Genomic DNA, 26,863 nt, shown 5'->3' on the forward strand with positions numbered 1-26,863 from the left:
TAAAGTCCATTATTTTGTATCATTACTTCTAAATATCTCGCAAGATTCATTATAGTAATTTTAATCAATTATTAATAGTGGTAATGACTAGTTTATCATCGTATAATAAATAAAAACATAAGGGGGACCTTTCATATGAAGAAACTATATACATCTTATGGCACTTATGGATTTTTACATCAAATAAAAATCAATAACCCGACCCATCAACTATTCCAATTTTCAGCATCAGATACTTCAGTTATTTTTGAAGAAACTGATGGTGAGACTGTTTTAAAATCACCTTCAATATATGAAGTTATTAAAGAAATTGGTGAATTCAGTGAACATCATTTCTATTGTGCAATCTTCATTCCTTCAACAGAAGATCATGCATATCAACTTGAAAAGAAACTGATTAGTGTAGACGATAATTTCAGAAACTTTGGTGGCTTTAAAAGCTATCGTTTGTTAAGACCTGCTAAAGGTACAACATATAAAATTTATTTCGGATTTGCTGATCGACATGCATACGAAGACTTTAAGCAATCTGATGCCTTTAATGACCATTTTTCAAAAGACGCATTAAGTCATTACTTTGGTTCAAGCGGACAACATTCAAGTTATTTTGAAAGATATCTATACCCAATAAAAGAATAGACTCGAAGAAAACTTCCATTGGTTATGCTGTTAACGTATAGATGCTAATGTAATCTGAACGCCGTATCATTTGGCGTTCAACATTACATGCACCTTTACAACATACATGCCAATGGAAGTTTTTTAGTCTCGTAATAATGTTTCCTGATATTTCAACTTTTTAATAATACTTCTAATCGTTAATAAACCTACAATATAGAAAATGAGTACAACATAGAATAACGTCATATGTTTTATAATAAATGTCACTGCAAACACAGTACAAATAACAAACATTAATCTATATAAAAACTGTTCATACCCTTTGATTACCTTCTCTTCAGGTACAGGCCACACTTGAGGCCATAAGCCATATGCTTGTTGTGAATAAAATTGTGCCATTTGCAACAATATAATATACACAAAAAGACTTCCAATAACCCCTGTCACTAATGGATATGATAACCAAACCATAAGTAAAACTGCAATAATTACTAACCTAAAGATAATATTAAATGCGTCTCTCCCTCTTATAAAGCTTCTAATAAATAAGAATAAATACATCGCATTAGAGTTAAATTTACTACCCTTTGGAACTGGTAAAAGTATATCTAGATAACTTCTTCTGACTGCAGATTCTTTCAAATGTTTTACATCGGTGAACATATTAACAAATTTATAATAATTCATATGATGTCGATGTTCGATAGCAATCATTTTCTCCCAAGGATACAAAAAGCCTGGTTTATATTTTTTAACTAAAAATTCTATTAACACAGGCAAAGCAACCATCACAAATACGATGTACCATTTTGGAGCTAATAGTAAGTAATATGTTAGAGCAAAGATGATAAATGATATTAAATTAACTTGCCATGTTTTAAGTCCCGATTGATACCATTGCCATCTTAAGCGTAAACCAACATATGGAAAAATTAATGCACTGAATCCAAAACAAATATAAAATGCCACATTATGTTGATTAATATTGTAAAACAACGGGAACATTACAATAACAATAATGAGTTGGATTAATATGCGCGCAAAGTAACTATATAAAATCGCATGGCGCATAAATTGAGACATGTGTTTTTCAAATGGTAATAAAAAGATTTTATCCGCTTCTTTTAGGAGTGGTCGCATTGGAAAAATGGATGTCAACGCAACAATCACTGCTGCTATTAATGCAAAATTGATATTCGTTGGAATATGTTTTAACCATTCACCATATCCAAAAATAAATGCACCCAGCAAAATAAGTAAAAAGACCATGAAATGACCATTAAATATAAACTTATTATAATAATTTTTCTCTTTACGAAGGGCATGTAATCTTTTATTAAATAATGTGGTCGCTTGGTTATGCATGTACATCTCCACCTTGCGTCACATGAATATATATATCGTCTAATGTTTGATTATGTAAGCCAGTTTGTTGTCTCAATGCTTCTAAATCTCCAAATGCAACGACTTCACCTTCGTCTAGTATGATAAAACGATCACAATAACGTTCAGCTGTTGCTAAAATATGTGTACTCATTAGAACGGTTCTACCTTCGTTTTTCTTTTCAACCATTAAATCTAACATGGATTGAATTCCTAATGGATCTAGTCCAAGGAATGGTTCGTCTATAATATACAATTCGGGATTAACGATAAACGCACAAATAATCATGACTTTTTGTTTCATCCCCTTAGAAAAATGACTCGGAAAAACTTTCAATTCATTTTCTAAACGGAATGTCTTTAATAATGGCATTGCTCGATTCATCGCTTCATCACGATCAATATCATATGCCATTGCTGTCATCTCTATATGTTCCTCTAATGTGAGTTCTTCATAAATAACCGGTGATTCCGGAATATAAGATAACTTTCTTCTATATGCCTCTATGTCATCATTAATGTTGATATCTGAAATTGATAGAGATCCTTCCATAGGTGTAAGCAATCCTAGCATATGTTTAATCGTTGTACTCTTACCAGCGCCATTAAGGCCAATAAGTCCAACGATTTCGCCTTTGTTTAATTCAAAATTTATATCTTTAATTACAGGGCGTTTTCCATATCCACCTGTAAGCTGTTCTACTTTAACTGTCATAAGGCACCTCCATGACTTATATTGTACCAAAAATTATAAAATGCTCATATTAAATACACATGTCCTAATATCGAATTTTTAGCGACAATGTTATAATGAATGGTAATACTAGTTGAAAAGGAGTGTAGTCATCATGTCAGAAACAATTTTCGGCAAAATTTTAACTGGAGAAATTCCTAGCTTTAAAGTATATGAAGACGATTATGTCTATGCCTTTTTAGATATATCACAAGTTACTAAAGGACATACGTTATTAATTCCTAAAAAAGCTTCTGCTAATATCTTTGAAACTGATGAAGAAACAATGAAACATATCGGTGCAGCATTACCTAAAGTAGCAAATGCTATTAAGCGTGCATTTAATCCTGATGGTTTAAACATTATTCAAAATAATGGTGAGTTTGCAGATCAATCTGTATTTCATATTCATTTCCACTTAATTCCTCGATACGAAAATGATATTGATGGATTTGGTTATAAGTGGGAAACACATGAAGACATTTTAGATAACGATGCAAAACAACAAATTGCTGAACAAATTCAAGCACAATTTTAAATGTATGCTTAATCTAAGCTCGAACGGGTATAATATGATTAATATTATAACAATTGCGTTTGAAGTGATAACATCAAGGTTAGCAATTTTAAACAAAATGAGTTATCAAGATAACAGATGTTAAAAGTGAGGAGAATATAAATGAAAGCATCACGCATTCTATTCGGTATCGGTGTTGGCGTAGCAGCTGGTTTTGTAGTTGCACTTCAAGGACGAGACGACAAAAGTGTCAAGAACAACACGATCGATCGTACTGCCCCTACTGGTTCAAAATCAGAACTACAACGTGAATTTGAAACGATTAAACAAAGTTTTAATGACATTTTAAACTATGGTGTTCAAATTAAAAACGAAAGTGCGGAATTTGGTAGTTCAATTGGTGGTGAAATTAAGTCATTACTTGGAAACTTCAAATCTGACATTAATCCTAATATTGAACGTTTACAGTCACACATCGAAAATTTACAAAATCGTGGCGAGGATATTGGAAACGAAATTTCTAAGTAGCACGTTACGTTCTCGATCACAACTATTTTTATTAGTAACAGCATATTTATTTTTTTAAATTAAATGCCAAATAAACGAGATGACATTAGAAATTAGATATTTCTTGTCATCTCTTTTTTATAAATCAAATGAACTTATGTTTACAAATTACAGGAATACATCGTTTGTAGTGATTTTCGCTTAAATCATATTTATGAATTGATTGAAAACATTGCTTAGGATTCATTGTGTTATCCTTGCACTTTGATTACGCTTTACTTATATCATTATCGACAAACAACATACTTATATTTTCATTGAGCCGAACCTTATATACACATTACATATACCTTACTTGCACAAATTATTAATCTGGTATTTATTATAATTACATATCACTATATTTTTAGCATTTGTATAACTTAGTTGGTCAAAAGATGCTTTTGCATATGCCCTGCCATATCCATTTTTTATATTATTCAAGTTTTCAAATACTCATGTCACACGCGCCTTTTTCATAAGTGATGCTTTATTAGCAAGAAGATGTGTTCGCAGAAATTTGTTCTGCATTCTACTTCTACGCTAGTCAATCAGCCAATTTTACCAATCTCCACTTTCGCGTTTCAAATCAAACAATACGTGTCTCCCCTTTCTTCTTATATAACAATTCTTCTAACATGATATGTTACTATTGAATTACTGAACCTGAGTTAGTTATAATCTAACTTATATTGAAAAGAGATGAGGCGTAAGATATGTTTTTATGTAAAAGACAAATTGATATCAATGCACGATTTGGTTTGCCTAGAATTGCATTTATGAGTGCAGTTGCAACCATCATTATGTTTTTAGTTAGTTATGAAGTAATGTATTTTTTATCTAATACGCCATTATCAGATAGACATTTTCTCATCTTTTTATTACTTGTATTTATGACGTATCCATTACATAAAAGTATACATTTATTATTTTTCTTACCATATAGAAAATCGTTTAAAGTTCATAAGTTAACTAAAAGAAAATGGCTTATATTCTATAATACCTACGTCAATCAACCTGTACACAAATTTTATTTTTGCATTAACTTAATATTGCCGTTAATTATCTTATCTGCAATGTTCGTTTATCTAACAATTTCATTCCCGCAATATGGACATTATTTTATGTTCTTATTGGCATTGAATTTCGGTATTTCCATTACAGATTTATTATATTTAAAAATAATTATATTTTCTAATTATGGACAATATATAGAAGAACATAGTACAGGTATTAATATTTTGAAAAAAATTAAAAATCCATATCATTTATAACAAAATAATTATAGCAAGGTGTTATTATTTGTTTTTAGGCTATGTAATAGCTTACAATCAAATGTATATAGACCTTGTTTTTTTATTTTCATCAATTTCTACCCCTAAACCTAATGCTCTAGTCTGATGTCATGGGTTATTGATTGGTGATAATATAAAACTATGTTATATTCACGATGATTAACTTACAAAGGAGTTTCAACTATGAAGATGATAAACAAATTAATCGTTCCGGTAACAGCTAGTGCTTTATTATTAGGCGCTTGTGGCGCTAGTGCCACAGACTCTAAAGAAAATACATTAATTTCTTCTAAAGCTGGAGATGTAACAGTTGCAGATACAATGAAAAAAATCGGTAAAGATCAAATTGCAAATGCATCATTTACTGAAATGTTAAATAAAATTTTAGCTGATAAATATAAAAATAAAGTTAATGATAAGAAGATTGACGAACAAATTGAAAAAATGCAAAAGCAATACGGCGGTAAAGATAAATTTGAAAAGGCCCTTCAACAGCAAGGTTTAACAGCCGATAAATATAAAGAAAATTTACGTACTGCTGCTTATCATAAAGAATTACTATCAGATAAAATTAAAATCTCTGATTCTGAAATTAAAGAAGACAGCAAGAAAGCTTCACACATTTTAATTAAAGTTAAATCTAAGAAAAGCGACAAAGAAGGCTTAGACGATAAAGAAGCGAAACAAAAAGCTGAAGAAATTCAAAAAGAAGTTTCAAAAGATCCAAGTAAATTTGGTGAAATCGCTAAAAAAGAATCAATGGATACTGGTTCAGCTAAAAAAGATGGCGAATTAGGTTATGTTCTTAAAGGACAAACTGATAAAGATTTTGAAAAAGCACTATTTAAGCTTAAAGATGGTGAAGTATCAGAGGTTGTTAAATCAAGCTTTGGATATCATATTATTAAAGCTGATAAACCAACAGACTTTAACAGTGAAAAACAAAGCCTGAAAGAAAAATTAGTCGATCAGAAAGTACAAAAAAATCCAAAATTATTAACTGATGCATACAAAGATCTATTAAAAGAATACGATGTTGACTTTAAAGATCGTGATATTAAATCAGTTGTCGAAGATAAAATCTTAAACCCTGAAAAACTTAAACAAGGTGGCGCACAAGGCGGACAATCCGGCATGAGCCAATAACACAAAACCGAGCGACCGTGGTTCAAAAATCATACCACGGCCGCTCGGTTTTTTCGCATTAAAAATCGGACAGAGGAGCTCATGTTTCAGTATACTCATCTGTCCGATATCTTTTAATTCTTAATCGAGTGATTCAGGATTGTAGAATCTACGATTTTCAAGACCAAATATTTTATCTGTAAACTGACCCTTGTCAGTTTTTTTATAAGCCTTTTCAAACATATTCATTCTAGCATCGATGTTATCGATATAGCATAAAATTTCTGCTTCTTTTAAGTATGGCAGTTTTGGCGAACCATACTCTAACTTACCATGATGAGATAAAATCATATGTCTTAACAACATGATTTCTTCTCCTTCAATGTTCAATTCACGAGCTGCTTCAACTACTTCATCACTCGCAATCGAGATGTGTCCTAATAAGTTACCTTCGACTGTATACGACGTCGCAACAGGACCACTCAATTCTCTAACTTTACCAATATCATGCAAAATAATACCACTATATAACAAACTTTTGTTTAACAATGGATAAATGTCACAAATTGATTTTGCAATACGTAACATCGTCAATACATGATAGCTTAAGCCACTCGCAAAGTTATGATGATGAGAACTAGCAGCTGGATATGTGTAAAATCGTTCTTGATATTTTTTCAATAAATGACGTGTGATACGTTGTAAATTAGCATTTTCAATATCTAGCAAATAATGAGAAATCTCTTCTTGTATTTCTGCCGGTGATAAAGGTGCACCATCTACAAATTGTTCTGTTTTTAATTGATCTTCAGTTGTCGCTAGTCTAATTTGGTTGACTTTCATCTGTTTATTTCCGCGATAGTTTATGATGTCACCTTTAACATGTACAATTTCTTCAGGCTTGATTGTTGCCATATCATTTTTTGTAGCCGTCCAAAATTTCGCTTCAATTTCACCACTTTTATCTTGCAAATGTAATGTCATATAATCTTTACCTTGTGCTGTTACACCCTGTGTAGCTTTATGCACTAAGAAAAAGTGATCAACTGAATCTCCGGGATTTAGATTCTCTATATTTCTCATCGTTTCCCGCCTTCCTCTATTTTGTTTAATGTAATCACTTCTTTTGATGGAACAATATTATCTTTTACACATGTAAAGTATAGTACTTGATAGTGTTCTGATAATGATCGTAAATAATTCAACATTTTTTCAGTACGCTTTTTATCAAAATGAACAAATGCATCATCAACAATTAATGGGAACGGATAATATGGTCTTAGTACCTTAATTAAACTGATACGTAAAGCTACATAAAGTAATTCTTTTGTAGATTGACTTAGTTCAACAGGATCATATAATTGACCATTAACATGTTTAACCGTAATTGAATCTTCATTATAGTTAATCATCGTATATCTGCCATCTGTTAAATGCTTCAATATTTCTACCGCTTCATTAATAACTTGAGGCAAACGTTTATCTTTAATTTGTTTAATGTGTTCATCAACTAAACTTTGTAAATAACTTAAACTTGCCCAATCTTTTGCGATATCATTAAGTTGATTTTTAAGACTGTGATATTCATGTCTTAAATTAGCAAGCGTTGTATCAGTTTCCATGTGATTGATTTGTGCACTTAAATCACTGACTTGTGCTTGCATTTCAAGATATTGCTCATTATATTCGTCAACTTGAGTAGCCAATAAATGATCTTCTTCTTCAAGTTGTGCAGTTGTTTTTTCACTTAAACTAGAACTTAATTCATAAGAATAGTTTTGGTTCTCAAGATATTTAGTTAAATCATTAAAACGACTCAAATTACTAGTATAAGTTTGGTAATCTTCATGATGTTGGTAAAAATCTTCTTCAGTACCAACATTGATAAAATCGAATAGTGCTGTAATTTCTTTATTATTTTCTTCTAATTGAGCATTTAAATGATTTAATTCATTTGTAACAAGTTTGGTATTTTCAGCATTAATACGCCATTTTTCATTCGTGTCTTCAGCTGATTTCAACCATTGTTGCACATTGTGGAATAAAGATAATTTGTTGAAATAAACAAATTGTGATTTTGTAACAGCTTCAGCATGATTGTAGAATGTATCTAATTCTTGAACCAATTGCTGGCGTTGTTGATTTAAATCACTGATATGTTGATCTAATGCTTTAATATTCGCCATTGTAGAAATACTATCAACAATTAAATCATTTGAAATTTTAGATGATAAGTATAATTCATCCTTAACGTTCTCAACTGTCGATTGTAATTCATCATGACGCCCTTTCGCATCATTTAAACGACCTTCAATATACTGACGTTTCTCTTCTAAAATATCTTTATTTTTCAAAGCTTGTTGCCAGTGATCACGAATGCGATATTGCTCATCAAGATCAAAATCTAAGTCATAATTTTCATCTAAAATGGCTAGTTGTGCTTTAATTTCTTCGATTTCATCTGTGATGGCCTCGCTATAATCTACTTCTTTTGATTTAGACATGATGATACCGATAACAAATACTAAAGTTAATACTGCGAAAATAATACCAAACAACATGTTGTTTGAAATAAATGAGAAGGCAGTTAAACCAATACCTACTAATGTTAAAAGAATAAACGTTGTTCGTAACAATTTTTGACGTTTTTGTTTTTCTTGTTGCTCAATTTCGAAACGTTCTTTCAATTTGCTATACAAGTTCTCTTTTTCGTTTAATTCAATGACTTGTTGTGAGTATTCTTTTTTCTTTTCAAAAGTCTCTTCAGGAACTATTTTTTCTTCAACAGAATCTAGTTCGCTATGAACCGCATTATCTTCGATTTTATTTTCTTCTAAACTACGTTCTAATTGTTTAATGTATGCAGCTTGTTCTTGTTTATTCTTGATTTGCTCACTGACATAACTTTTCATTGCCTCTGAACTATCTACGTCATGATGCGTTTCAGACCAACCAATATTTGCTTGCAATTCATCTTTATCACGTTGTTTATTCGCAATATCCTTTTCGATTGCAGTAAGTTCAAATTCTTTATTTTTAATTTCATTTTCTTGTTGATTCAAACTAATGAAGGCGTCAATATCAGATTGTTTAACTGGCTCTAATTGAGTCGCTTCTTCTTTAAGTTGAGCTAAACGCTCATTTCTTAAACCAATATCTCTTTCTAACGATTGCTTATGCGCTCGCGCTTTTTCGTAACGATCCACACCTTTTTCTGGGAATGTGATTGGCTCAATATTTAACTGTTGTTCTAGAGACTTCCATTCTTGTGAATGATCATGTAAAGCAACCTCTTTTTGTTTTTCTTCATGCATTTTTGATAATTGATTTAAATTATGCTTTAAATTCTCTAATCGACGTGATGATTTATCTCGATCATCTACTAAGCGATGATATGTTTCTAGCTTTGCTTCTTCTTCACGAATTTGACTTTCTAGTTGTTTTAATTGCTCAATTTGTTGATTAATGATCGGATTTTTACCTGATTTTTTATATAATTCATCTTTTTTACGATTAATCACTTCGCGCATTGACGTGAATTCAGTTGATCCTAAAGCCCCTGCTTGTAATAAATAATCTTGCAATTGTTTTTCATTTAGATTTCTATGAATGTCTTGAAGCCCTAGTACATCAAATGAAAAGATACCTTGATATGTCTTTTTAGAAATATAATTAAGTTTCTTTTGTAACCAAGCATCATCACGCACAGCACCATTAGGTAAATATACTTTCACATCACCTTGAGCACTGCCTTTAATTCGTTCAACTTCAATCTCTAAGCCATCATCAAGAATAAGTACTAATTTACCACCGTATTGGTTACCTAGACGTGGTTCTAGTCTTGGCTCTTTAGACTTTTTAGTTGGAAAACCAAATAATATCGAATGGATGAATGCTTGAATCGTCGATTTACCCGCTTCATTTTCACCAAAAATTTCAGTGAAGTTTTTATTAAATTCAATTTTACGTTGAACAAATTGACCGTAACCATAAATTTCAAGTGATTTAATTATCATTTTGTTCACCTCTCATTTCAGCTTTTAATATTTCTTCAGCACGATTAACTAATGCTGTATGGTCGAATGTTCCATAATCGTCTAGGAACTTAGATGCCCTTGGATTTAAATATAAATCTGACATCGCTTTATCAAAAACAGTTTGATCGACTAATAATTCCGCTGAAAATTCATTAACTAAAGGTGACTCATCATTTTGTGCATATTGTATTTTTAACTCATCAATATATACAAATTGATTTTCGTTTTCTTCATAATCTGTAATCATTTCTTCAACTTGTAATAAATCTTGAGGTGAAATTAATGTCTCACTATTAATAACAAGCGTTAAACGATAAAAGGCTTTTCCTTCTTCTCTCACTTGTTCTTTAAAGTTTTGAATGACCTCGTATAAACCTTGCTTAGATGTCTTATCCGTTTCAATAGTTGCTTCTTCAAATCTAATATACTGTGTAGGATAAAATTTAGTCTTTAATTTTAAGTGGTCACCCTCGATTAATAAGCAACCTTTTTCACCTTGCTCATTAAAATGTCTACCTTGAATATTACCTGAATAGTTAATTACAGGCATATCACTTAATTGTTGACGTTCATGTATATGACCTAAAGCCCAATAATGATACAATTTACTGTTTAAATCTTCTAAAATGAACTCGGTATATCTTTCGTTAACTGAAGATTTACTATACGTACCATGCAAGACACCAATATGTATGCCTTTTTGGCCTTGACTTGATGGATATTCATCAATCTTGTTCTCATAACTTGCTCTATTTTCATAACTAAATCCGTGAATATAAATTGTTTCACCAGATTTAGTAATTGCTTCATACGTCTCAACTTTATTTGAAAATACAGAAACATTATCTGGCCAGTTTGATGAAATCTTTGATGATAAAGGATCGTGATTACCATGACAAACATAAACAAAGATTTGTTCATTTTGTAAACGTTCAAATTGCTGTTTTAAGAAAATTTCAGCACGTAATGTTCTGTTTTCACTATCAAATAAATCACCCGCGATAATTACAAAATCAACATCTTGTTGTAATGCAATATCTACAATATTTTTAAAACTTTCATAAGCACTTTTTTGAACATCCTCAAAAATTTTAGGGCTTATATGACTCTTAGATTTGAAAGGACTATCTAAATGTAAATCCGAACAATGAATAAATTTAACCATACATCCATATCTCCTTAATTAAAGGTTCTAACATCAATTTTGCAAAATCCAACTATACAAAGCATTCTAATCACTATATTCATACTTATAGGTGTAGTGATTCATTAGCTGATTTATTAAAACCAGTCGCCATTTTTATTTCGTTAAAAAATTATTATCTACACAATAATAAAGTGCTTTAGTCAAATCGTGATGTTTTATTTATTAACAAGTTTATTATTTCTTCATTTTACCATAATACGCTTCATATCGTCGATGAACATATGAAATTGAGACACATTTATAACAGTTTAAAATTTTATTTGTAGCGTGCGTTGATTTTTTTCAAAAATTTCAGTCGGAAATGCAATTTCCGTAATTGTTAACACCGCTAGTGAACCAACTGACACATTAAAGATTTACATGATTACTCTACTAGATTTGCTCGGCAGTAATGACCAATTAGAAACTAAATGTCAAAACTATCATTGCACTTAATACGCCAAACATTTTCAGGCCGTTCTTAATGAGTCATTAAAAGTGAAACGCTTTTCCATCAGTCCGATACATGACCGAACTAATAGTATTATGTTGAAAACTTTACACTTCAAAATGCAAAAAGGAAGTTAGGACACGTTTACTAGCCTAACTTCCGTTACTGAATGCATCTGCCCAATTTGACATAGAACCTCTAACTTCCGTTATCAAGCTCATCTGCCCGTTTTGGCATAGAGCTAGCCATGTTTGATTGCCCAGCTTCCGTCGTCCATTCTGAGCTAAAGCTAGGACATGTTTAGTAGCCTAAATTCCGATAGTGAACGCATCTGCCCAATTTGACAGAGAGCCTCTAACTTCCGTTATCAAAACTAAAAAAACTACCCACAAAGTCTCGGACTCTGTCGGCAGTCTATTCCTCTATTTAAAGGATTGAAAAATATTATTTTAATATTAGTCAGCGTAAATTTCGTCTAATGGTTTAACGATAATTTGGTTGATTTCTTGGAATACTTGACTCATTTTTTGTTCAGCATTCATTAATGCAGAGATGTTTTCATCTTTTTCAATTGCTTGCGCTTGTTCTTGCGCTTTTTGTAAATCTTCTTCAGCAATTTCTTCACCTTGCATTTGTTTTTGTTGGAAGTTAATTTGAGTTTCACGGAACTCATCGAATAACTTTTTAGATTCTTCGTTAGCTTTTACATTAGCGAATGCTTCTTTGATTGCTTTGTATTCTTCGCTTTCTCTTAAAGCTTGTTCTAATTGATTTGCATAATCATATAAATTTACTGCCATGGTTATAGCACTCCTTTGTTGTGATGTTTATTAAAACGTTCGATATTACTTTACCACATCTCGCTTTTTTAGACAAAGATTGCAACCAAACCTTGGAAAAATCCAATAATACCACCTAAAATGAAACCTAATGACATAATCAACTTTAGTTCTTTGTTAGCAATTTCTATAATTAATTTTTCAATATAATCTAAGTCAAACGTATTAATTTGTTCTTCAATTAATCCTCGTAAATCCACTTTTTTCATAATTGTAGATAAGTGAATCGATAATTTTTCAATGATTAAATTTGCTAATTTGCTAGAGAGTTGACCTTCTAAATAATCAACGAATTGAGGCATTAACGTAACCACTGGCTTATTCGCTTGATTGCTTGCATATGTTGTTACATACACTGATAGATTTTCAGCGATTTCATTAAACTGCGATGCATCTAACAGTTCATTCAATGGTTTATCTTTAAAAGTTTGATATTCATTGGTAATTAACGATGTCACAATTGTTCTTGCTTTAGGATGAGATGTTAAACGTATAAGTTCTTGTTGAATGCGATCTGCAATGCTCTCTTTTGTCATAAACATTTGCAACATACCAATTAACTTACCTTTCTCATGGAAAAAAGTATCCAACATATCATTAATATCTTGTGTGCCTTTTGCAGATGATAAATAATTCCTTGCACGATCACATAATAAGTCTGTTGCGTTATCTACATGCTGATCTAAAAATGTTACAAGTTGATTTGGCAATAAAGATGCTATTGTTTGGTTTTGATGCTTTGTATAATAATTATTCAATTGTGATTCAATATATTGATTTCCATTAGTTTGTAATACTTGTTCTAAATCAATATCGATTTGAGAAGTAATTTGTTTTATTGACAATTGATCTTTCGTCAACTTTTGTAACTGCTGTTGAATCATAGATTCTATTGCTTGCTGTGATTGCTCGCTTTTTAATTTTTCATTAATTAAAGTTTCTGTAAGCAAATGCTCTTCAATCACTTGGCCAATTTTAGTTGCAATTTCTTCGCGTCTTTTCGGTATTAAACCTGGTGTAAATGGGACTCTAAATTTAAATATATAGTATGGTTTAAAGGGGTGAAACAGCATTCTAATTGCAATTACATTAGTAATGCCCCCAATTATCGCCCCTACTACAATCATAAATATGATAATAAATAGTGCATTCATAATTTTGACTCCTTTGTGACAACATAGTTATTCATTATACCACTATTTTTATTTTTTAATTCATTAATCATTTCACTTTCTGCTCAATTTATTATTAGTTTACATACAAAAAGCGATGCCTCACCTCTCGAAACAGGTGTGTTACATCGCTTTTATTATTTATTAAAAGTATATAGGCCTAGATATGTACTAATTCTTCTTTAGCATTTCTGTTAAAGTATGTTTCAGCTTCTCTCATTTTAGAAGTACCGAAAATTGGTTGGTTATCTGGATTTAATACACGATAAATATTGCTTACTTTGTTACTTTGTAAAATGTACCCATTACGAGTCTCAATGTTATTCCAATAAATATCACTTGTTGGTGCATGGTTTGGATATGCACAGTGATTTCTTGAAATTGTTTGAACGATTTCTAATGGATCACAGCCAAATGTACTGTTTAATACTTCAGAGTCTCTGAATAATGCACAAATTGAAATACAAGTTGTCCAGTTTGGTAATACTCTCTCTTTTTCGATTTGTACTAAAGTCTTTTTAGAAAGTCCAATTGTTTGCGCCATAGTATCTTGCGTATAACCAGCCTCTATACGAACCATTTTAAATTTTGTTTGAATTAAATCTGTAAAACTCTGTCTATCCATTCTGTTATCTACCTTTCTGTTTGGGGAATTTTATCCGGACACAAGAAATTGCAATAATACACATTTCTTGAAACACAGATTACATCTTAATATATTTTTAATAAAATGAAAAGAGTCAATTTCACATTTGTATTAAATTTTGATCAAGTCAACAAGAGTTAAGTTTACTTTATAATGAAGCGAAAGTAAATGAAGTAAAATTTTATGCACAATCACTAGATTTGATAAAACTTACACTTTTATAATGATATCAAATTTACAAAGAAAACTGTATAATAAACCCTATCGCTATAAAAAATTCATCAAAATCAGATTAAAAATTGTCTATTTTTCGACAAATATTTAAAAGCTCATTCTAAATCAACTTATTTTCCATTGCATAAATTGCTGCTTGTGTACGATCGCTAACTTGTAATTTACTAAATATATGACTGACATGTGTTTTAATTGTTTTTTCAGATACAAATAAAGTTTCTGCAATCTCTTTATTTGTTTTACCTTTAACCATTTCACGTAACACTTCAATTTCTCTCTTTGACAACTTATTCGTGTAGTGTGGTTTTTGGCTAACTGTTTCGAATACATCTTGTGCCTTAGGATGTATCATTTTTTCACCGTTCATAACTCGTCTAATAGTTTCAATTAATTGCTGAGGCTCAACGTCTTTCATTTCATAACCATCAGCACCTTTATTGATTGCTGAAATTACATGTTCATCATCAACATAACTTGTTAATACCAAAACTTTAATTTCCGGATAATGTGCCTTAATATATTCCGTAATTTCAATACCATTCATGCCAGGCATCACTAAATCTAATAGCACAATATCAGGGTGCTCATGCTCTTTTAAATATTCTAAAAATGTTTCTCCATCTGCAAAGTCTTGTAAAACTTCTATGTTTTCAATCGTGGATAATAAAAATCGCAATCCTTGTCGCACAATATAATGGTCATCTACTAATATTACTTTGTTCATGGGTTATCTCCTTAAATCAAGCTATTTTATAGGAATTGTGAATTGTATTTGTGTACCCTTTGTTGGCTGAGAATGAAAGGTCACTTTACCTCTTAATAATTTAACTCTTTGTTTTATGTTATTAATACCGTGTGATGAAGCTATCTGAACATTATCGATCTCAAATCCTTGACCATAATCAATCACGTCAATATATAGTATATCGTTCATTTGTTTTAATGTAAGATCCATTTTATTCGTATCAGCATGTTTCTTAACATTATTAATACACTCTTGTAATGCTCTATATATGTTTTCTTCGATTTCATTAGATAAATCGATTAAACCTTCTACATTTACATTTAATTGTATATGCATTAATTTACTATATGCTGTCAAAGCATGAATTAAACCTTGCTCAAGTCCAACTGGCTTAAGTTGCCAAATCAATGCACGCATTTCATTAACGGCATTTTGACTCGTTTTCTCAATCGTCTTGAATGCTTGTTTAGCGATGGATTCGTTTGACATGCCATACGCAGCATGTGCTGTTAGTTTTACAGAAAATAACATTTGATTTACTGAATCATGTAAATCTCTAGCTAAACGATTACGTTCATTAATTTTTGCTGCTTCTTTTTCACGGTCTGTTAAATAAATACGTTTGATGGCTGACCCTAATTGAAATGCGACAGACTCTAGCAACTCTAAATCTTCATCACTATATATTTCAGTATTTGGGGACGCTACATTTAAAATGCCGAATTGTTCTTGACCCGATTTAAGTGGTACCGTTGCATGATGTGTAATATTGTCATTTTGGCTAGGAAATGCTTTAGAGGCTAAGTTAATACGAGAACAATTGACGATATTCGACGCTTTCATTAGCCTACGTTGATTAAATGCTTTCACACACCAACAAGACCCATCTTTAATATAGTGACAGTGGTCTGCTGTCAAAGATTGTGGTAGAGCCACATGTGATACAAGTTCATGTTCACCTACGCTATTGATGAAAAATATCCAGCCTGTCGTGAAATTACTGCCCTCAATTAAATATTTTAACGCACCTTGGGTCATGCTATACATTTCAGTTTCTTCGTTTAAAAATTCGGCAATCTCTTTTAATAAAGCTAGTCGCGTCCTTTGTTCCATCAAATCGCTCCAATTCATTTTTACGTGTATTAACTATTATACATTGAGTTATTATATTTTTAAATCTTAGACGTGAACATGATAAAATGGCCTTGATTACTCAATAGTTATATTTAGGAGAACTGATTTGTGATATGATATTAAAGACTATAGGAGGATTTTATGAAATTTAAAATACCAGAAAACTTTAATGACTTAAGTTTACGAGATATTTTCCAACAACTTAAGGTACCTAAAAAAGATTTACATCATTTAAATATGTCTAAAGATATTACTATTAATGATAAACCTGCGCGATTAATGGATAAAGTGCATACTGGCGACGATGTATTTGTTCCAACCATCGATGAAAAAAGTAATTATGTTCCAAGTTATCGTTATGCACAAATTAAATACGAAGACGATGATATGGCAATCGTAATGAAACCTAAAGGTGTTAAGACTCACCCTAATGATTTAAAAGAAAGCAATACTTTAATGAATCATGTGATTTACACTATTGATAGTGACTATGTCGAACCAATTCATCGACTGGACCAGGAAACAGTAGGATTATTAATTGTTGCTAAAAATCCTTTAATGAAAAAAATTCTTGATCGCATGTTAGAAGACAATGATATTACGCGGATATACAAAGCAAATGTTAAGGCACTTTTACCTTTAAAACCACAAACGATTGATATGCCAATTGGTAAAGATAAATTCCATTCGAATAAACGACGTGTGTCTCCTACTGGACAGCGTGCAATTACACACATTTTAACTTCAAAAATGATAAAAGAAGCTGTGTGCCAACTTGAAATCAAGTTGGATACTGGACGTACTCATCAAATTCGTGTGCATTTAGCTGAAATTGGTCACCCTGTTATTGGTGATCCTTTATATGGTGATTCAACGTTAAGACAATTAGAACTTGAAAGTTACAAAATAGAGTTTGTGCATCCCTTGACTAAGGAAGTCATTTCCGTTTCTTTGGATGACTAATTTGATTAGTTTTGCATGATATTTAAACATGCAATACCGCATTGTAACTAAATCAAGTATCAACTTAAATCGGATAGATGGAAAATTATTAATTTTTTCAGATGTTCGGTTTTTTTGTTTTTTACGATGCTTAGGATTTTATATTTTGATATTTTAGCAATTATTCATTTTATAACATCCTTGGATAATGACTTGTAGTCTTTTTCAACTGCGTTACGTGTATCTATGGACAATACATGACATCATAAGATTTTTATCACAGGTTGTTTGGCCAATACATGTACAACAATTCATCATATAAAAAATAGGTTCTATAATAAAACGGACTCCATGAAAAGTTTTCCCTTTTCATGGCTCTATATCAAATCGGACTTATAAGTTCAATTTGACATAGACAAAAAATAAAGCTTGAACACTATAATGCCCAAACTTTATTTTATATTAATATTTAATTAATGAGGATCTACCATATCTTCTGGTTTAATCCATGCTTCAAATTGTTCTTCTGTAACATATCCAGTTTGAATTGCAGATTCTTTTAAAGTTAAACCTTCTTTATGGGCTTTCTTAGCAATTTGAGCTGCTTTTTCATAACCAATATGTGGATTTAATGCAGTAACTAACATTAATGATTGATTTAAATAATTATCAATATTCTCTTCGATTGGCTCAATGCCCACTGCACAATTGTTATTAAATGTTTCCATACCATCAGCTAAAAGGTAAATTGATTGTAGTGTATTATGCATAATAACTGGTTTATAAACATTCAATTCAAAGTTACCTTGTGAACTTGCGAAGCCAACAACTGTATCATTACCCATTACTTGGACTGCAACCATTGTTAACATTTCACATTGTGTAGGATTAACTTTACCAGGCATAATTGATGAACCTGGTTCATTTTCAGGGATGGAAATTTCTGCCAAACCAGCTCGTGGACCTGAAGCCAACCATCTCACATCATTAGCAATTTTCATTAAATCTCCAGCTAATGCCTTCAATGTTCCGTGCAATTGAACAACTTCATCATGCGCTGTAAGTGCGTGGAATTTATTTTCAGAAGATACAAATGGATAACCCGTATTTTCTGAAATATAATGTGCCACCTTATCACCAAATTCAGGATGCGCATTAATACCAGTACCAACAGCCGTACCACCGATGGCAAGATTTAAAATGTGCTTCTTAGATTCAGATAACATTATTTCGCAACGGTCAAGCATATAACGCCAGCCACTAATCTCTTGTCCTAGTTTGATCGGCGTTGCATCTTGTAAATGTGTACGACCAATTTTAATAATTGATTCAAATTTGTCTTCTTTTTCTTTCAAAGTATTTCTTAAAAGTTTTAATGCAGGTTCTAATTTTGTTTCAACCTCTTGATATAATGCAACGTGCATAGCAGTTGGGAATGTATCATTCGAACTTTGTGATTCATTTACATCATCATTTGGGTGGATACTTTCATCAATTTGATGATCTTTTAAATACATATTAGCAACATAACTTACTACTTCGTTCACATTCATATTACTTTGTGTACCGCTTCCTGTTTGCCATACAACTAGTGGGAAGTGTTCATCTAATTCACCTGATAAAATTTGATCACATGCGTATACAATGGCATCTTTCTTTGCCTCGCTTAATTTTCCTAAATCAAAATTAGCTAATGCTGCTGCACGCTTTAGTTGTGCAAAACCATAAACTACTTCGATTGGCATACGCTCTTTACCAACTGGGAAATTGCGTTTACTTCTTTCTGTTTGAGCACCCCAATATTTATCTGCAGGTACTTCTATTTCTCCAAAAGTATCATGTTCAATTCTTACTGACATTCAATTTCTCCCCTTATCACTGTTTATTTAACTGTAGTATATCATTAAATAATTTAATTGAGCAATTTATGATTAAAACGTTTTCATAATTTGAAATAAAAATACACTAATCGCACGTACTCACCCTTTATTACAGTGATACGGTCATACGATTAGTGTGTTATCTATCATTATTTAGTTATTGTTGAACTAAGTTTAATTACGATACTTTGTTTTAGTAGCTTCAACCGTAGCAATAGCTGTAAGTATATATAATACAGCACTAACAATTGTCGTATATGGATTTAGAGCAACAAGCGTACCTAAAACTCCTGTTAAACTCGCATAAAACCCATCAAGTGTATAATACAATATTCCTGTTATTAATAAACAACAAATTACACTTATTACAATACCTGATTGATTACTTTTAATGAATGTTTGCGCATTAACATCATCGATTAATCCTTTTGATAAATTGAGTTGTAATTTTATTACTTTGAAAATAACAGGTAAATATAATGCCCCAATTGCCAATGGAAAAGCTTTAATTGATATTAAACTTATAATAACTGTTGCTATCAATAATTGAATCCAGTATTTTCCTAACATAAATATATAAATCTCCTCTAATTTCATTCTTCAATAGCATATCATAATCTTGGCATATTAAGAAACGCGGTTTAATGATTTCATTAAAAATATTACTGATAGATGACTTCTTTCAATTATGTCTGGAGTAATTAATTATCAATTCCGTTTAAATGGTGTTTTAATATTTAAAATTGAACTTTTGATATATTACTATGTCTGGTACACAAATCAATGTTTTATGCTTTACAAAGTTATATTGGCAGTAGTTAACTGCAGTCCACAAACATAGAAGCTGGTGGAAAGTCAGCTTACTATTTCATGCAAGTTGGCGAGGCCCCAACATAGTGAAATCGGATTTCTAATTTCTACAAACAGTGCAAGTTGGGGAAACGGGCCACAAACTCAGAAGCTGGCAGAAAGTCAGCTTCTATGAATATAATAAAAAAGCTAGGTAACAAAATGCTACCTAACTTCATATTCAAGATAATCAATCCTATTTGATATATGTTCTATACTATACATTATTTACATGATAAATAACTGAATATTACACAATTATAATACTTTACTGACTGTCTTCTTCAAAATTTTTTTCTTGATCATTTTGATCAGAGATTTGTTCCATTTCTTTACCTAATTCTTTTAAATCTTCAAAATCCGTTACCATACTGTTTTCTTCTTCATGATAATTTAATTTTGGATCTTTGTCTTTAGACATAATCAATACCTCACAGATTTTTAATTAAGCAAAGCGTGACGTAAAGTAAGCTTTAACATCTTCAGGTAAACCTGCAGCCGCTTCTTTATCAAGAATAACATTTACCATTCTATGTGCTTTTAAATCGGCTGGTTCGAAGCTTGTTTTACCATTTTCTTGATATAATTTTTCAACTACATCTCGTTTATTAGCACCTGTCACTACTAAGAAAATTTCTCTTGCTTCCATTAGTCCTTGACGAATACTAACATTTAACTTACCTTGCTCATCGATAGAAACAACTTGTAATGTTAATTTCCCTTTATTTTCTTTAGTTTTAATCTTATCAGCGATTAATTCGATTGCATCTTTTTCATAAGCAATTGGATAAACTTGACCTGCTGGTACACCTAACGCTTCGAAATATGATTTTTTATCGTCATAATCTAAAATATTTATTTGGCTAAAATCAACAGCATGTTTTTCAACATTTTTCTTTAATTCATCTAGAACTGGCGCTTGATCTGTATCTAAATGAAAACCTGCAATTGTAGTAGGATTATTGTTAAATTGCTTTCTAATAATATCAGCAGCATATTCTGCTACAAGTTGACTATTGTCAAAGACTTTAAAGTTCATTGCCATGATTTCTACACTCCTCTTAGTTTGCATTTTACATAAAAACGGCGATATTAATAATTATTATACCCTAACTTTCAATATATCAAACCATTTAACTTTAACATGGTTATACTCTAAATATAGCACTTAAGTATCATTTTTATAATGAAAATAGACGAATTTTAATTCAATCCTGGAAAATCTTGTTGACGTAACGCTTCATAAATTAACAACGCAGCAGTATTTGATAAATTTAATGAACGAATATGTTCACTCATAGGAATTCTTAACGCTGTGTCTTGATATTTCTCTTTCACCCAGTCTGGTAATCCTGTCGTCTCTTTTCCAAAAATGAAGTAAAAATCTTTGTCATGATTTGAAAAATCAAAATCACTATAAGTCTTTTTACCAAATTTTGTTAATAAGTAATACTCGCCATTTGTGGCTTCAAAAAATGCTTCAATACTATCATGATACGTAATATTCACAAATTCCCAATAATCTAAACCGGCTCTTTTTAACATTTTATCATCAGTTCTAAATCCAAGAGGTTTAATTAAATGTAAATGTGTGTTTGTACCTGCACACGTACGTGCAATGTTACCAGTATTAGCTGGGATTTCTGGTTGATATAAAACGATATGATTTGTCATATTACTATTCTCTCCTTGTGTCTAATCCTTTTATCATTTCATTCTGAACTTCTGCATCCTCTTGATCATAATTAGCATTGATAAAATCTCTTGCTTCTTCCCCAAGAATTTGACCAATGGCCCAATAAGCAGTTGCTCGAATCATCGGTCTTTCATCTGTTGTTGCAACTTTTTTCAATTCTGGAATTGCATCCACTTCATTAAAATGCGCTAATGCTAAAATAGCATTTCGTTGTATCGGCTTTTTACCACGCCAAGCACCTGCAAGGTGACCATATGTTTGTTTGAATTCTTTATTAGACATACGTAGTAAAGGTACTAATCTTGGCTTTAAAATTTCTGGTTCCAAAATGATGTCATCTTGTTCGGTATTAATACCTCTATTTTTCGGACAAACTTGTTGACACGTATCGCAACCATATAATCTATTCCCAATTTTATAACGATATTGGTCAGGCATATAGCCTTTTGTTTGCGTTAAAAAACTAATGCATTTCTGACTATTTAATTGGCCATTTCCAACTAATGCACTTGTTGGACAACGATCAACACAAATTGTACAATCACCACAGCTATCTAATAATGGATCATCAGGTTCAAAAGGTATACTGACTAACATTTCACCGAGGTATGTCCATGTTCCTAGTTTAGGATTGATGACAAAGCCATTACGACCAACAAATCCTAAACCTGCACGTTCTGCTACTGCCCTATCTGATAATACACCCGTATCTACCATAGATTTGATTTCAACATCTGGAACTTTAGATTCAATAAATGCAGCTAACATGTCTAATCGTTTACGCATAATTGTATGATAATCTTGACCCCACGATGCTCTAGCAAATAAGCCTCTGCGATCACCTCTAACACTCTTAGGTGCACCTTTCAGTTTGTTAGGATAACCAACTGCAATTGCTATGATTGACCTTGCTGTTGGTAAGGATAATTTAGGCTCCGTTCGTAAAGCAATATCAGATTCTTCAAATCCTGAGGCATAACCATTTGCATGATATGCTTCTAGCTTTTGCTTCAATTCATCAAAGGGATCGGCAGTTGTAAATCCAATACTGTCGATACCAATTGTATATGCATAGTCAATGATATCTTGCTTTAACTGCTTTGTATCCAATCGTATGCCCCCCATAAAATAATACTATGTTATTTTAACACAACCATTATTCATATTGAGGTTTCATTTCACATAATTTTAATAATAAAAAGCTTGAATATATGATATAACTTTGTGGTGCGCATCATATATTCAAGCTTCGTTAGGTTGTTATAATACTCTTGCTAAGAAATTTTGTGTTCTTTCATGTTGCGGTTGTTCAAATATTTCGACTGGTGTGCCTGACTCTACGACAACGCCATCTGCCATAAATATGACTTTGTCACTTACATCTTTGGCAAATCCCATTTCATGTGTCACAACCACCATGGTCATACCTTCTTTGGCTAGGTCTTTCATTACTTTTAATACATCACCAACTACCTCAGGATCTAATGCTGAAGTTGGTTCATCGAATAAAATAACATCTGGATGCATTGCTAAAGCTCTTGCAATTGCAACCCTTTGCTTTTGACCACCTGATAATTGATTCGGATATACATCTGCTTTTTCTTTTAATCCCACTTTATCTAATAACGACAATGCTTCCTTATGTAATTCATCGTTATTATCTTTCTTTAATAATTTAGGAGCTAAAATAATATTATCGACAACTTTTTTATGTGGAAATAGGTTGAAGTTTTGAAATACCATACCCATTTTTTGACGTAGTTTATCTACTTGTGTCCCTTTTTCCGTTAAGTCATTGCCTTCAAAAATCACTTGACCTTTAGTGGGTACTTCTAATAAATTCATACATCTTAACAATGTACTTTTACCACTACCAGATGGACCTATTATTGCTACTACTTCCCCTTGATTGATTTCAAGATTGATATCTTTTAAAACTTCATTATCTCCAAAAACTTTATTAAGATTGTTTATTTTAATCACTGGCATTCAATCTCCCTTCAATCATGTTCATAATGCGTGTAAGTACAAATGTTAAGACAAAGTATAATGCTGCTGCCACTAGTAATGGTGTGAATGGGTCAAATGAAATACCTTGAACCACTTGTGCATTAAACATAATTTCGCCAACTCCAATTGTTGACACAATAGATGATTCTTTAATTAAAGTGACAAATTCATTACCTAAAGCTGGTAAAATATTTTTAATTGCTTGTGGCATAATTACACTTTTCATCGTTTGTCTATAATTCAAACCTAGACTACGTGCGGCTTCCATTTGTCCTTTATCAACAGCATTTATACCTGCACGAATAATTTCAGCAATGTAAGCTGAGGAATTAATAACTAATGCAATTGTTCCACAAACAAGAGCTGAAATGTCTAGTCCTAATGCAGCAGTTATACCAAAGAATACGATAAATACTTGAACTAACATTGGTGTTCCTCTTAATATTTCGATATAGATAGAAGCAATCCATGAAATAATTTTTATTTTACTTAATTTCATTAACGCAACGAATGCACCTAAAATAGAACCTAATGCAACACCGATAAGTGAAATTAATATTGTAATCTTAATTCCTTTCAAGAAAAAACTACCATACTTAGAAATAAAACCACTGTCATCATTCATCGCATTTGCAGCATTAGTCATATATTTATCGATTAATCCTTTATCTTTAACCTCTTTAATCGTTTTATTAATTTGTGACAATAATTTTGGTGAATCTTTTGGCACAGCTATCACTGTATCTTTTTCTTCTTCATTAAATTTCACATTGGAAATTCCTAATTTAGGATTTTGTTTTAAATATGCTTCTGCTACAGGTTTTTCAACTACAGCACCTTCAACCTTTCCACTTTTCAATGCTAATATAACGTCTGGTAAACGGCTTAATGAAGTAATAGATGCATTTTCAATTTCGGTTTGAGCGATTTTTTCTTGTTCAGTTCCCTTTTGTGCCCCTACTTTTTTATTATTAAAGTCTTTGATATCTTTATATTCATTAACTTTATCTTTCTTTACAAGCATGATATTTTTAGTCATCATATATGAATCTGAAAAATCAACTTGCTTCTTACGTTCAGGCGTTGAAGTCATTCCGGAAATAATAATATCAATTTTTCCAGTTTTAAGAGCTCCTAACAAACTATCAAATGACATATTGACGATTTTTAATTTTAAATTATTATCTTTCGCAATTTTTTTAGCTAAATCAATATCTACACCTGCATACTCAGTCTTACCATTAACTGTATGCTCAAATTCCATTGGTGCATAATCTGCAGAAAGACCCACTCTAAGTTCACCGCGTTCTTTAATCTTCTCCCATGTTTGATCTTGTTCAGCATGTGCTGTGGGATTGATATACACCATAGCACTGCTAATTAACAACCCTAATACTAATATAAACCTAATTAAACACTTCATTTATACAGCCCTCCCTAATTAATATTCATAATTATACATATTAATACATTTTGATGCAATAGTGTTTTATAAATGTATTTTTATCAATATAAAGAAAAGCTTCTTTTTAAAAGACTGTACATAAAAAATCCGCTATTATACGTGAACAAATCTCACATTTTAAAATCAATCAAAAAAGCGCTACTATCAATATCTTATTGACAGTAACGCCTATATTTATCATATATTAAAACTTATTCTTGTCATCAAGCTATCAATTATTGTTTTGGAACTTCAAATTTATAAATATCATTAGAATATATAGGAATGAATTTTTTACACAATTCATGAACAATAAATGCCGATACAAATGGTATGACAAAATAACCAAGTGCTAATAAAATAATATTCATTGTTGGATCACCTGACATTCGGTTAAATGCATTTATTGGGCCAACTAATCCTGTATATCCAAATCCAGCAGACAATGGTGTTCCTTTAACCTGAAGAACGTAAGCAATGATTCCAGTAATTATTCCATTTATAGTCAATGGTATCGAAATAATTAAATTTTTCAAGTAAACTGGGATCATCATTTTTGCAGCTCCTATGAGTAAAACTGCATTTACACCAATAGAATTGACACGCAATGAGCCAAATAAGAAAGTAACACAGGCAGCCACTATACCTAGGTTTGCTGCTCCACTTCCTAGTCCGTTTAAACTAATCGCAGTTGCAATCGCTACTAACGATATTGGTGTTACCATTAATAATGAAAATGCCACACTAATAAGTATAGACATTAACAACGGATTTAAGTCTGTAAAAGAATGAATTACATTTCCAATTGCTTGAGTAATTTTTCGAATGTAAGGTAATGTGATTAGACCGATACCCCCACTAACGATAGGTACTAAAACTGGTAATATAATTAATTCAAAAGATCCAAGTTTGTTTTGTAATACCATATATATAAGACATGCAATAATAACAACCAAACTCGTATTTATAATGTCACCTATACCTTTTAACATAAAACTATTATTGCTATATACAACAGCACCTGAACCAATCATAGCTGATGTACCTACTATAGCAGCACCTGCGCCATTAAATTTAAATTGATGAGCAGCTAAAACCCCAATAATAAATGCCATAAATGATTGAATTAGTATCACTAACTGATACGTTAATTCTAAAATTTCATTACCACTTTTAAATATTTTTAATACTTCACCTAATAAAGCATTCGGAACAAGTGCAATAACAACACCAGCACCAATAGAATTTAAAATCTTACTGAAAAACTGTTTATTATCAGCATTATTTGCGTTACTCATAAACGACCTCCAATTTGAACATTAAACTCATCATATTATAGAAAATTAACTTTAACAATGATTAGTTGGCTAATTTAATC

At 31.4% G+C, this 26,863-nt stretch carries 26 protein-coding genes; 6 read left to right on the top strand and 20 right to left on the bottom strand.

Translation table 11 applies throughout. The annotated features are described in order from the left end of the window. Positions 1 to 135 precede the first annotated feature (135 nt). A complete protein-coding gene (traP, locus tag NSS86_RS07870) occupies positions 136 to 639 on the top strand; it encodes a signal transduction protein TRAP (RefSeq protein ID WP_000737976.1) in 504 nt (167 codons plus the stop codon). A 123-nt stretch (positions 640 to 762) separates the two neighbouring features. Here the strand turns inward: traP and NSS86_RS07875 are convergent, their stop codons facing one another. Both NSS86_RS07875 and NSS86_RS07880 read right to left on the bottom strand, forming a co-directional pair. Beyond that, positions 763 to 1,986, bottom strand: a complete 1,224-nt coding sequence (locus NSS86_RS07875) for an ABC transporter permease (RefSeq protein WP_000551836.1) — start codon at positions 1,984 to 1,986, stop codon at positions 763 to 765. Beyond that, positions 1,979 to 2,719 carry an ABC transporter ATP-binding protein gene (locus NSS86_RS07880; protein ID WP_000216874.1) on the bottom strand — a complete coding sequence of 247 codons (741 nt, stop codon included), beginning with the start codon at positions 2,717 to 2,719 and terminating at the stop codon, positions 1,979 to 1,981. The genes NSS86_RS07875 and NSS86_RS07880 overlap by 8 nt, the downstream gene beginning before the upstream one ends. Positions 2,720 to 2,852: 133 nt before the next feature. Here NSS86_RS07880 and NSS86_RS07885 point away from each other — a divergent pair, with 133 nt between their 5' ends. The 4 genes from NSS86_RS07885 to NSS86_RS07900 all read left to right on the top strand — a co-directional run bounded on the left by NSS86_RS07885 (position 2,853) and on the right by NSS86_RS07900 (position 6,241). Beyond that, on the top strand, positions 2,853 to 3,275 hold the full coding sequence (locus tag NSS86_RS07885; protein ID WP_000004981.1) for an HIT family protein: 423 nt from the start codon (positions 2,853 to 2,855) through the stop codon (positions 3,273 to 3,275). A 141-nt stretch (positions 3,276 to 3,416) separates the two neighbouring features. Further along, positions 3,417 to 3,782 carry a YtxH domain-containing protein gene (locus NSS86_RS07890; RefSeq protein WP_000648118.1) on the top strand — a complete coding sequence of 122 codons (366 nt, stop codon included), beginning with the start codon at positions 3,417 to 3,419 and terminating at the stop codon, positions 3,780 to 3,782. Positions 3,783 to 4,516: 734 nt separating this feature from the next. Further along, entirely contained in the window at positions 4,517 to 5,074 is a 558-nt protein-coding gene (locus NSS86_RS07895) for a DUF3267 domain-containing protein (protein ID WP_000477959.1), read from the top strand. 204 nt (positions 5,075 to 5,278) lie between these two features. Next, the gene (locus NSS86_RS07900) at positions 5,279 to 6,241 is read left to right on the top strand and encodes a foldase protein PrsA (protein ID WP_000782121.1); all 963 of its coding nucleotides are present in this window, start codon (positions 5,279 to 5,281) and stop codon (positions 6,239 to 6,241) included. 120 nt (positions 6,242 to 6,361) lie between these two features. Here NSS86_RS07900 and yhaM read toward each other — a convergent pair whose 3' ends face one another. The 9 genes from yhaM to NSS86_RS07945 form a co-directional block, all read right to left on the bottom strand. Then, positions 6,362 to 7,303: a 3'-5' exoribonuclease YhaM gene (gene yhaM / locus NSS86_RS07905; protein WP_001244175.1), complete on the bottom strand. Its 942-nt coding sequence runs from the start codon at positions 7,301 to 7,303 to the stop codon at positions 6,362 to 6,364. After that, positions 7,300 to 10,236 carry an ATP-binding protein gene (locus NSS86_RS07910; protein ID WP_000584633.1) on the bottom strand — a complete coding sequence of 979 codons (2,937 nt, stop codon included), beginning with the start codon at positions 10,234 to 10,236 and terminating at the stop codon, positions 7,300 to 7,302. Before NSS86_RS07910 ends, yhaM begins: the two co-directional genes overlap by 4 nt. Continuing rightward, the gene (locus NSS86_RS07915; protein ID WP_000238227.1) at positions 10,226 to 11,422 is read right to left on the bottom strand and encodes an exonuclease SbcCD subunit D; all 1,197 of its coding nucleotides are present in this window, start codon (positions 11,420 to 11,422) and stop codon (positions 10,226 to 10,228) included. Before NSS86_RS07915 ends, NSS86_RS07910 begins: the two co-directional genes overlap by 11 nt. Before the next feature lie 290 nt (positions 11,423 to 11,712). Further along, positions 11,713 to 11,811, bottom strand: coding sequence for a hypothetical protein (locus NSS86_RS07920; protein ID WP_001802255.1), 99 nt, complete (start codon positions 11,809 to 11,811; stop codon positions 11,713 to 11,715). Between the two features lie 538 nt (positions 11,812 to 12,349). Continuing rightward, positions 12,350 to 12,694 carry a YlbF/YmcA family competence regulator gene (locus NSS86_RS07925; RefSeq protein ID WP_000290301.1) on the bottom strand — a complete coding sequence of 115 codons (345 nt, stop codon included), beginning with the start codon at positions 12,692 to 12,694 and terminating at the stop codon, positions 12,350 to 12,352. 68 nt (positions 12,695 to 12,762) lie between these two features. Further along, positions 12,763 to 13,887 (bottom strand): DUF445 domain-containing protein, encoded by a 1,125-nt coding sequence (locus NSS86_RS07930; RefSeq protein WP_000992518.1) that lies wholly within the window; start codon positions 13,885 to 13,887, stop codon positions 12,763 to 12,765. A gap of 178 nt (positions 13,888 to 14,065) precedes the next feature. Further along, entirely contained in the window at positions 14,066 to 14,530 is a 465-nt protein-coding gene (locus NSS86_RS07935; protein WP_000375864.1) for a helix-turn-helix transcriptional regulator, read from the bottom strand. Between the two features lie 355 nt (positions 14,531 to 14,885). Continuing rightward, on the bottom strand, positions 14,886 to 15,509 hold the full coding sequence (locus NSS86_RS07940; protein ID WP_001045135.1) for a response regulator transcription factor: 624 nt from the start codon (positions 15,507 to 15,509) through the stop codon (positions 14,886 to 14,888). 21 nt (positions 15,510 to 15,530) lie between these two features. Beyond that, on the bottom strand, positions 15,531 to 16,643 hold the full coding sequence (locus tag NSS86_RS07945; protein ID WP_000437969.1) for a GAF domain-containing sensor histidine kinase: 1,113 nt from the start codon (positions 16,641 to 16,643) through the stop codon (positions 15,531 to 15,533). Between the two features lie 162 nt (positions 16,644 to 16,805). Between NSS86_RS07945 and NSS86_RS07950 the strand changes: the two genes are divergently transcribed. Further along, positions 16,806 to 17,627, top strand: coding sequence for an RluA family pseudouridine synthase (locus NSS86_RS07950; RefSeq protein WP_000669376.1), 822 nt, complete (start codon positions 16,806 to 16,808; stop codon positions 17,625 to 17,627). 452 nt (positions 17,628 to 18,079) lie between these two features. Here the strand turns inward: NSS86_RS07950 and fumC are convergent, their stop codons facing one another. The 9 genes from fumC to NSS86_RS07995 all read right to left on the bottom strand — a co-directional run bounded on the left by fumC (position 18,080) and on the right by NSS86_RS07995 (position 26,783). Beyond that, the gene (gene fumC, locus NSS86_RS07955) at positions 18,080 to 19,465 is read right to left on the bottom strand and encodes a class II fumarate hydratase (protein WP_000116228.1); all 1,386 of its coding nucleotides are present in this window, start codon (positions 19,463 to 19,465) and stop codon (positions 18,080 to 18,082) included. Between the two features lie 195 nt (positions 19,466 to 19,660). Then, positions 19,661 to 20,056: a hypothetical protein gene (locus NSS86_RS07960; RefSeq protein WP_000901023.1), complete on the bottom strand. Its 396-nt coding sequence runs from the start codon at positions 20,054 to 20,056 to the stop codon at positions 19,661 to 19,663. 547 nt (positions 20,057 to 20,603) lie between these two features. Further along, on the bottom strand, positions 20,604 to 20,756 hold the full coding sequence (locus NSS86_RS07965; protein ID WP_000031106.1) for an SAS053 family protein: 153 nt from the start codon (positions 20,754 to 20,756) through the stop codon (positions 20,604 to 20,606). A gap of 24 nt (positions 20,757 to 20,780) precedes the next feature. Beyond that, on the bottom strand, positions 20,781 to 21,380 hold the full coding sequence (locus NSS86_RS07970; RefSeq protein WP_001251224.1) for a glucosamine-6-phosphate isomerase: 600 nt from the start codon (positions 21,378 to 21,380) through the stop codon (positions 20,781 to 20,783). Positions 21,381 to 21,538: 158 nt separating this feature from the next. Further along, positions 21,539 to 22,009 carry a tRNA (uridine(34)/cytosine(34)/5-carboxymethylaminomethyluridine(34)-2'-O)-methyltransferase TrmL gene (gene trmL / locus NSS86_RS07975; RefSeq protein WP_000181394.1) on the bottom strand — a complete coding sequence of 157 codons (471 nt, stop codon included), beginning with the start codon at positions 22,007 to 22,009 and terminating at the stop codon, positions 21,539 to 21,541. 4 nt (positions 22,010 to 22,013) lie between these two features. Further along, positions 22,014 to 23,141 (bottom strand): tRNA epoxyqueuosine(34) reductase QueG, encoded by a 1,128-nt coding sequence (gene queG / locus NSS86_RS07980; protein ID WP_000379980.1) that lies wholly within the window; start codon positions 23,139 to 23,141, stop codon positions 22,014 to 22,016. Positions 23,142 to 23,291: 150 nt separating this feature from the next. Further along, on the bottom strand, positions 23,292 to 24,014 hold the full coding sequence (locus NSS86_RS07985; RefSeq protein ID WP_000590809.1) for an amino acid ABC transporter ATP-binding protein: 723 nt from the start codon (positions 24,012 to 24,014) through the stop codon (positions 23,292 to 23,294). Beyond that, positions 24,007 to 25,464: an ABC transporter permease subunit gene (locus NSS86_RS07990; RefSeq protein ID WP_000649908.1), complete on the bottom strand. Its 1,458-nt coding sequence runs from the start codon at positions 25,462 to 25,464 to the stop codon at positions 24,007 to 24,009. The genes NSS86_RS07985 and NSS86_RS07990 overlap by 8 nt, the downstream gene beginning before the upstream one ends. 257 nt (positions 25,465 to 25,721) lie before the next feature. Beyond that, positions 25,722 to 26,783, bottom strand: coding sequence for a PTS transporter subunit IIC (locus NSS86_RS07995; protein WP_000063582.1), 1,062 nt, complete (start codon positions 26,781 to 26,783; stop codon positions 25,722 to 25,724). Positions 26,784 to 26,863: the final 80 nt, after the last annotated feature.

The sequence above is a fragment of the Staphylococcus sp. FSL W8-0056 genome, from assembly GCF_037963075.1.
GTDB classification, from domain to species: Bacteria; Bacillota; Bacilli; order Staphylococcales; family Staphylococcaceae; genus Staphylococcus; species Staphylococcus aureus.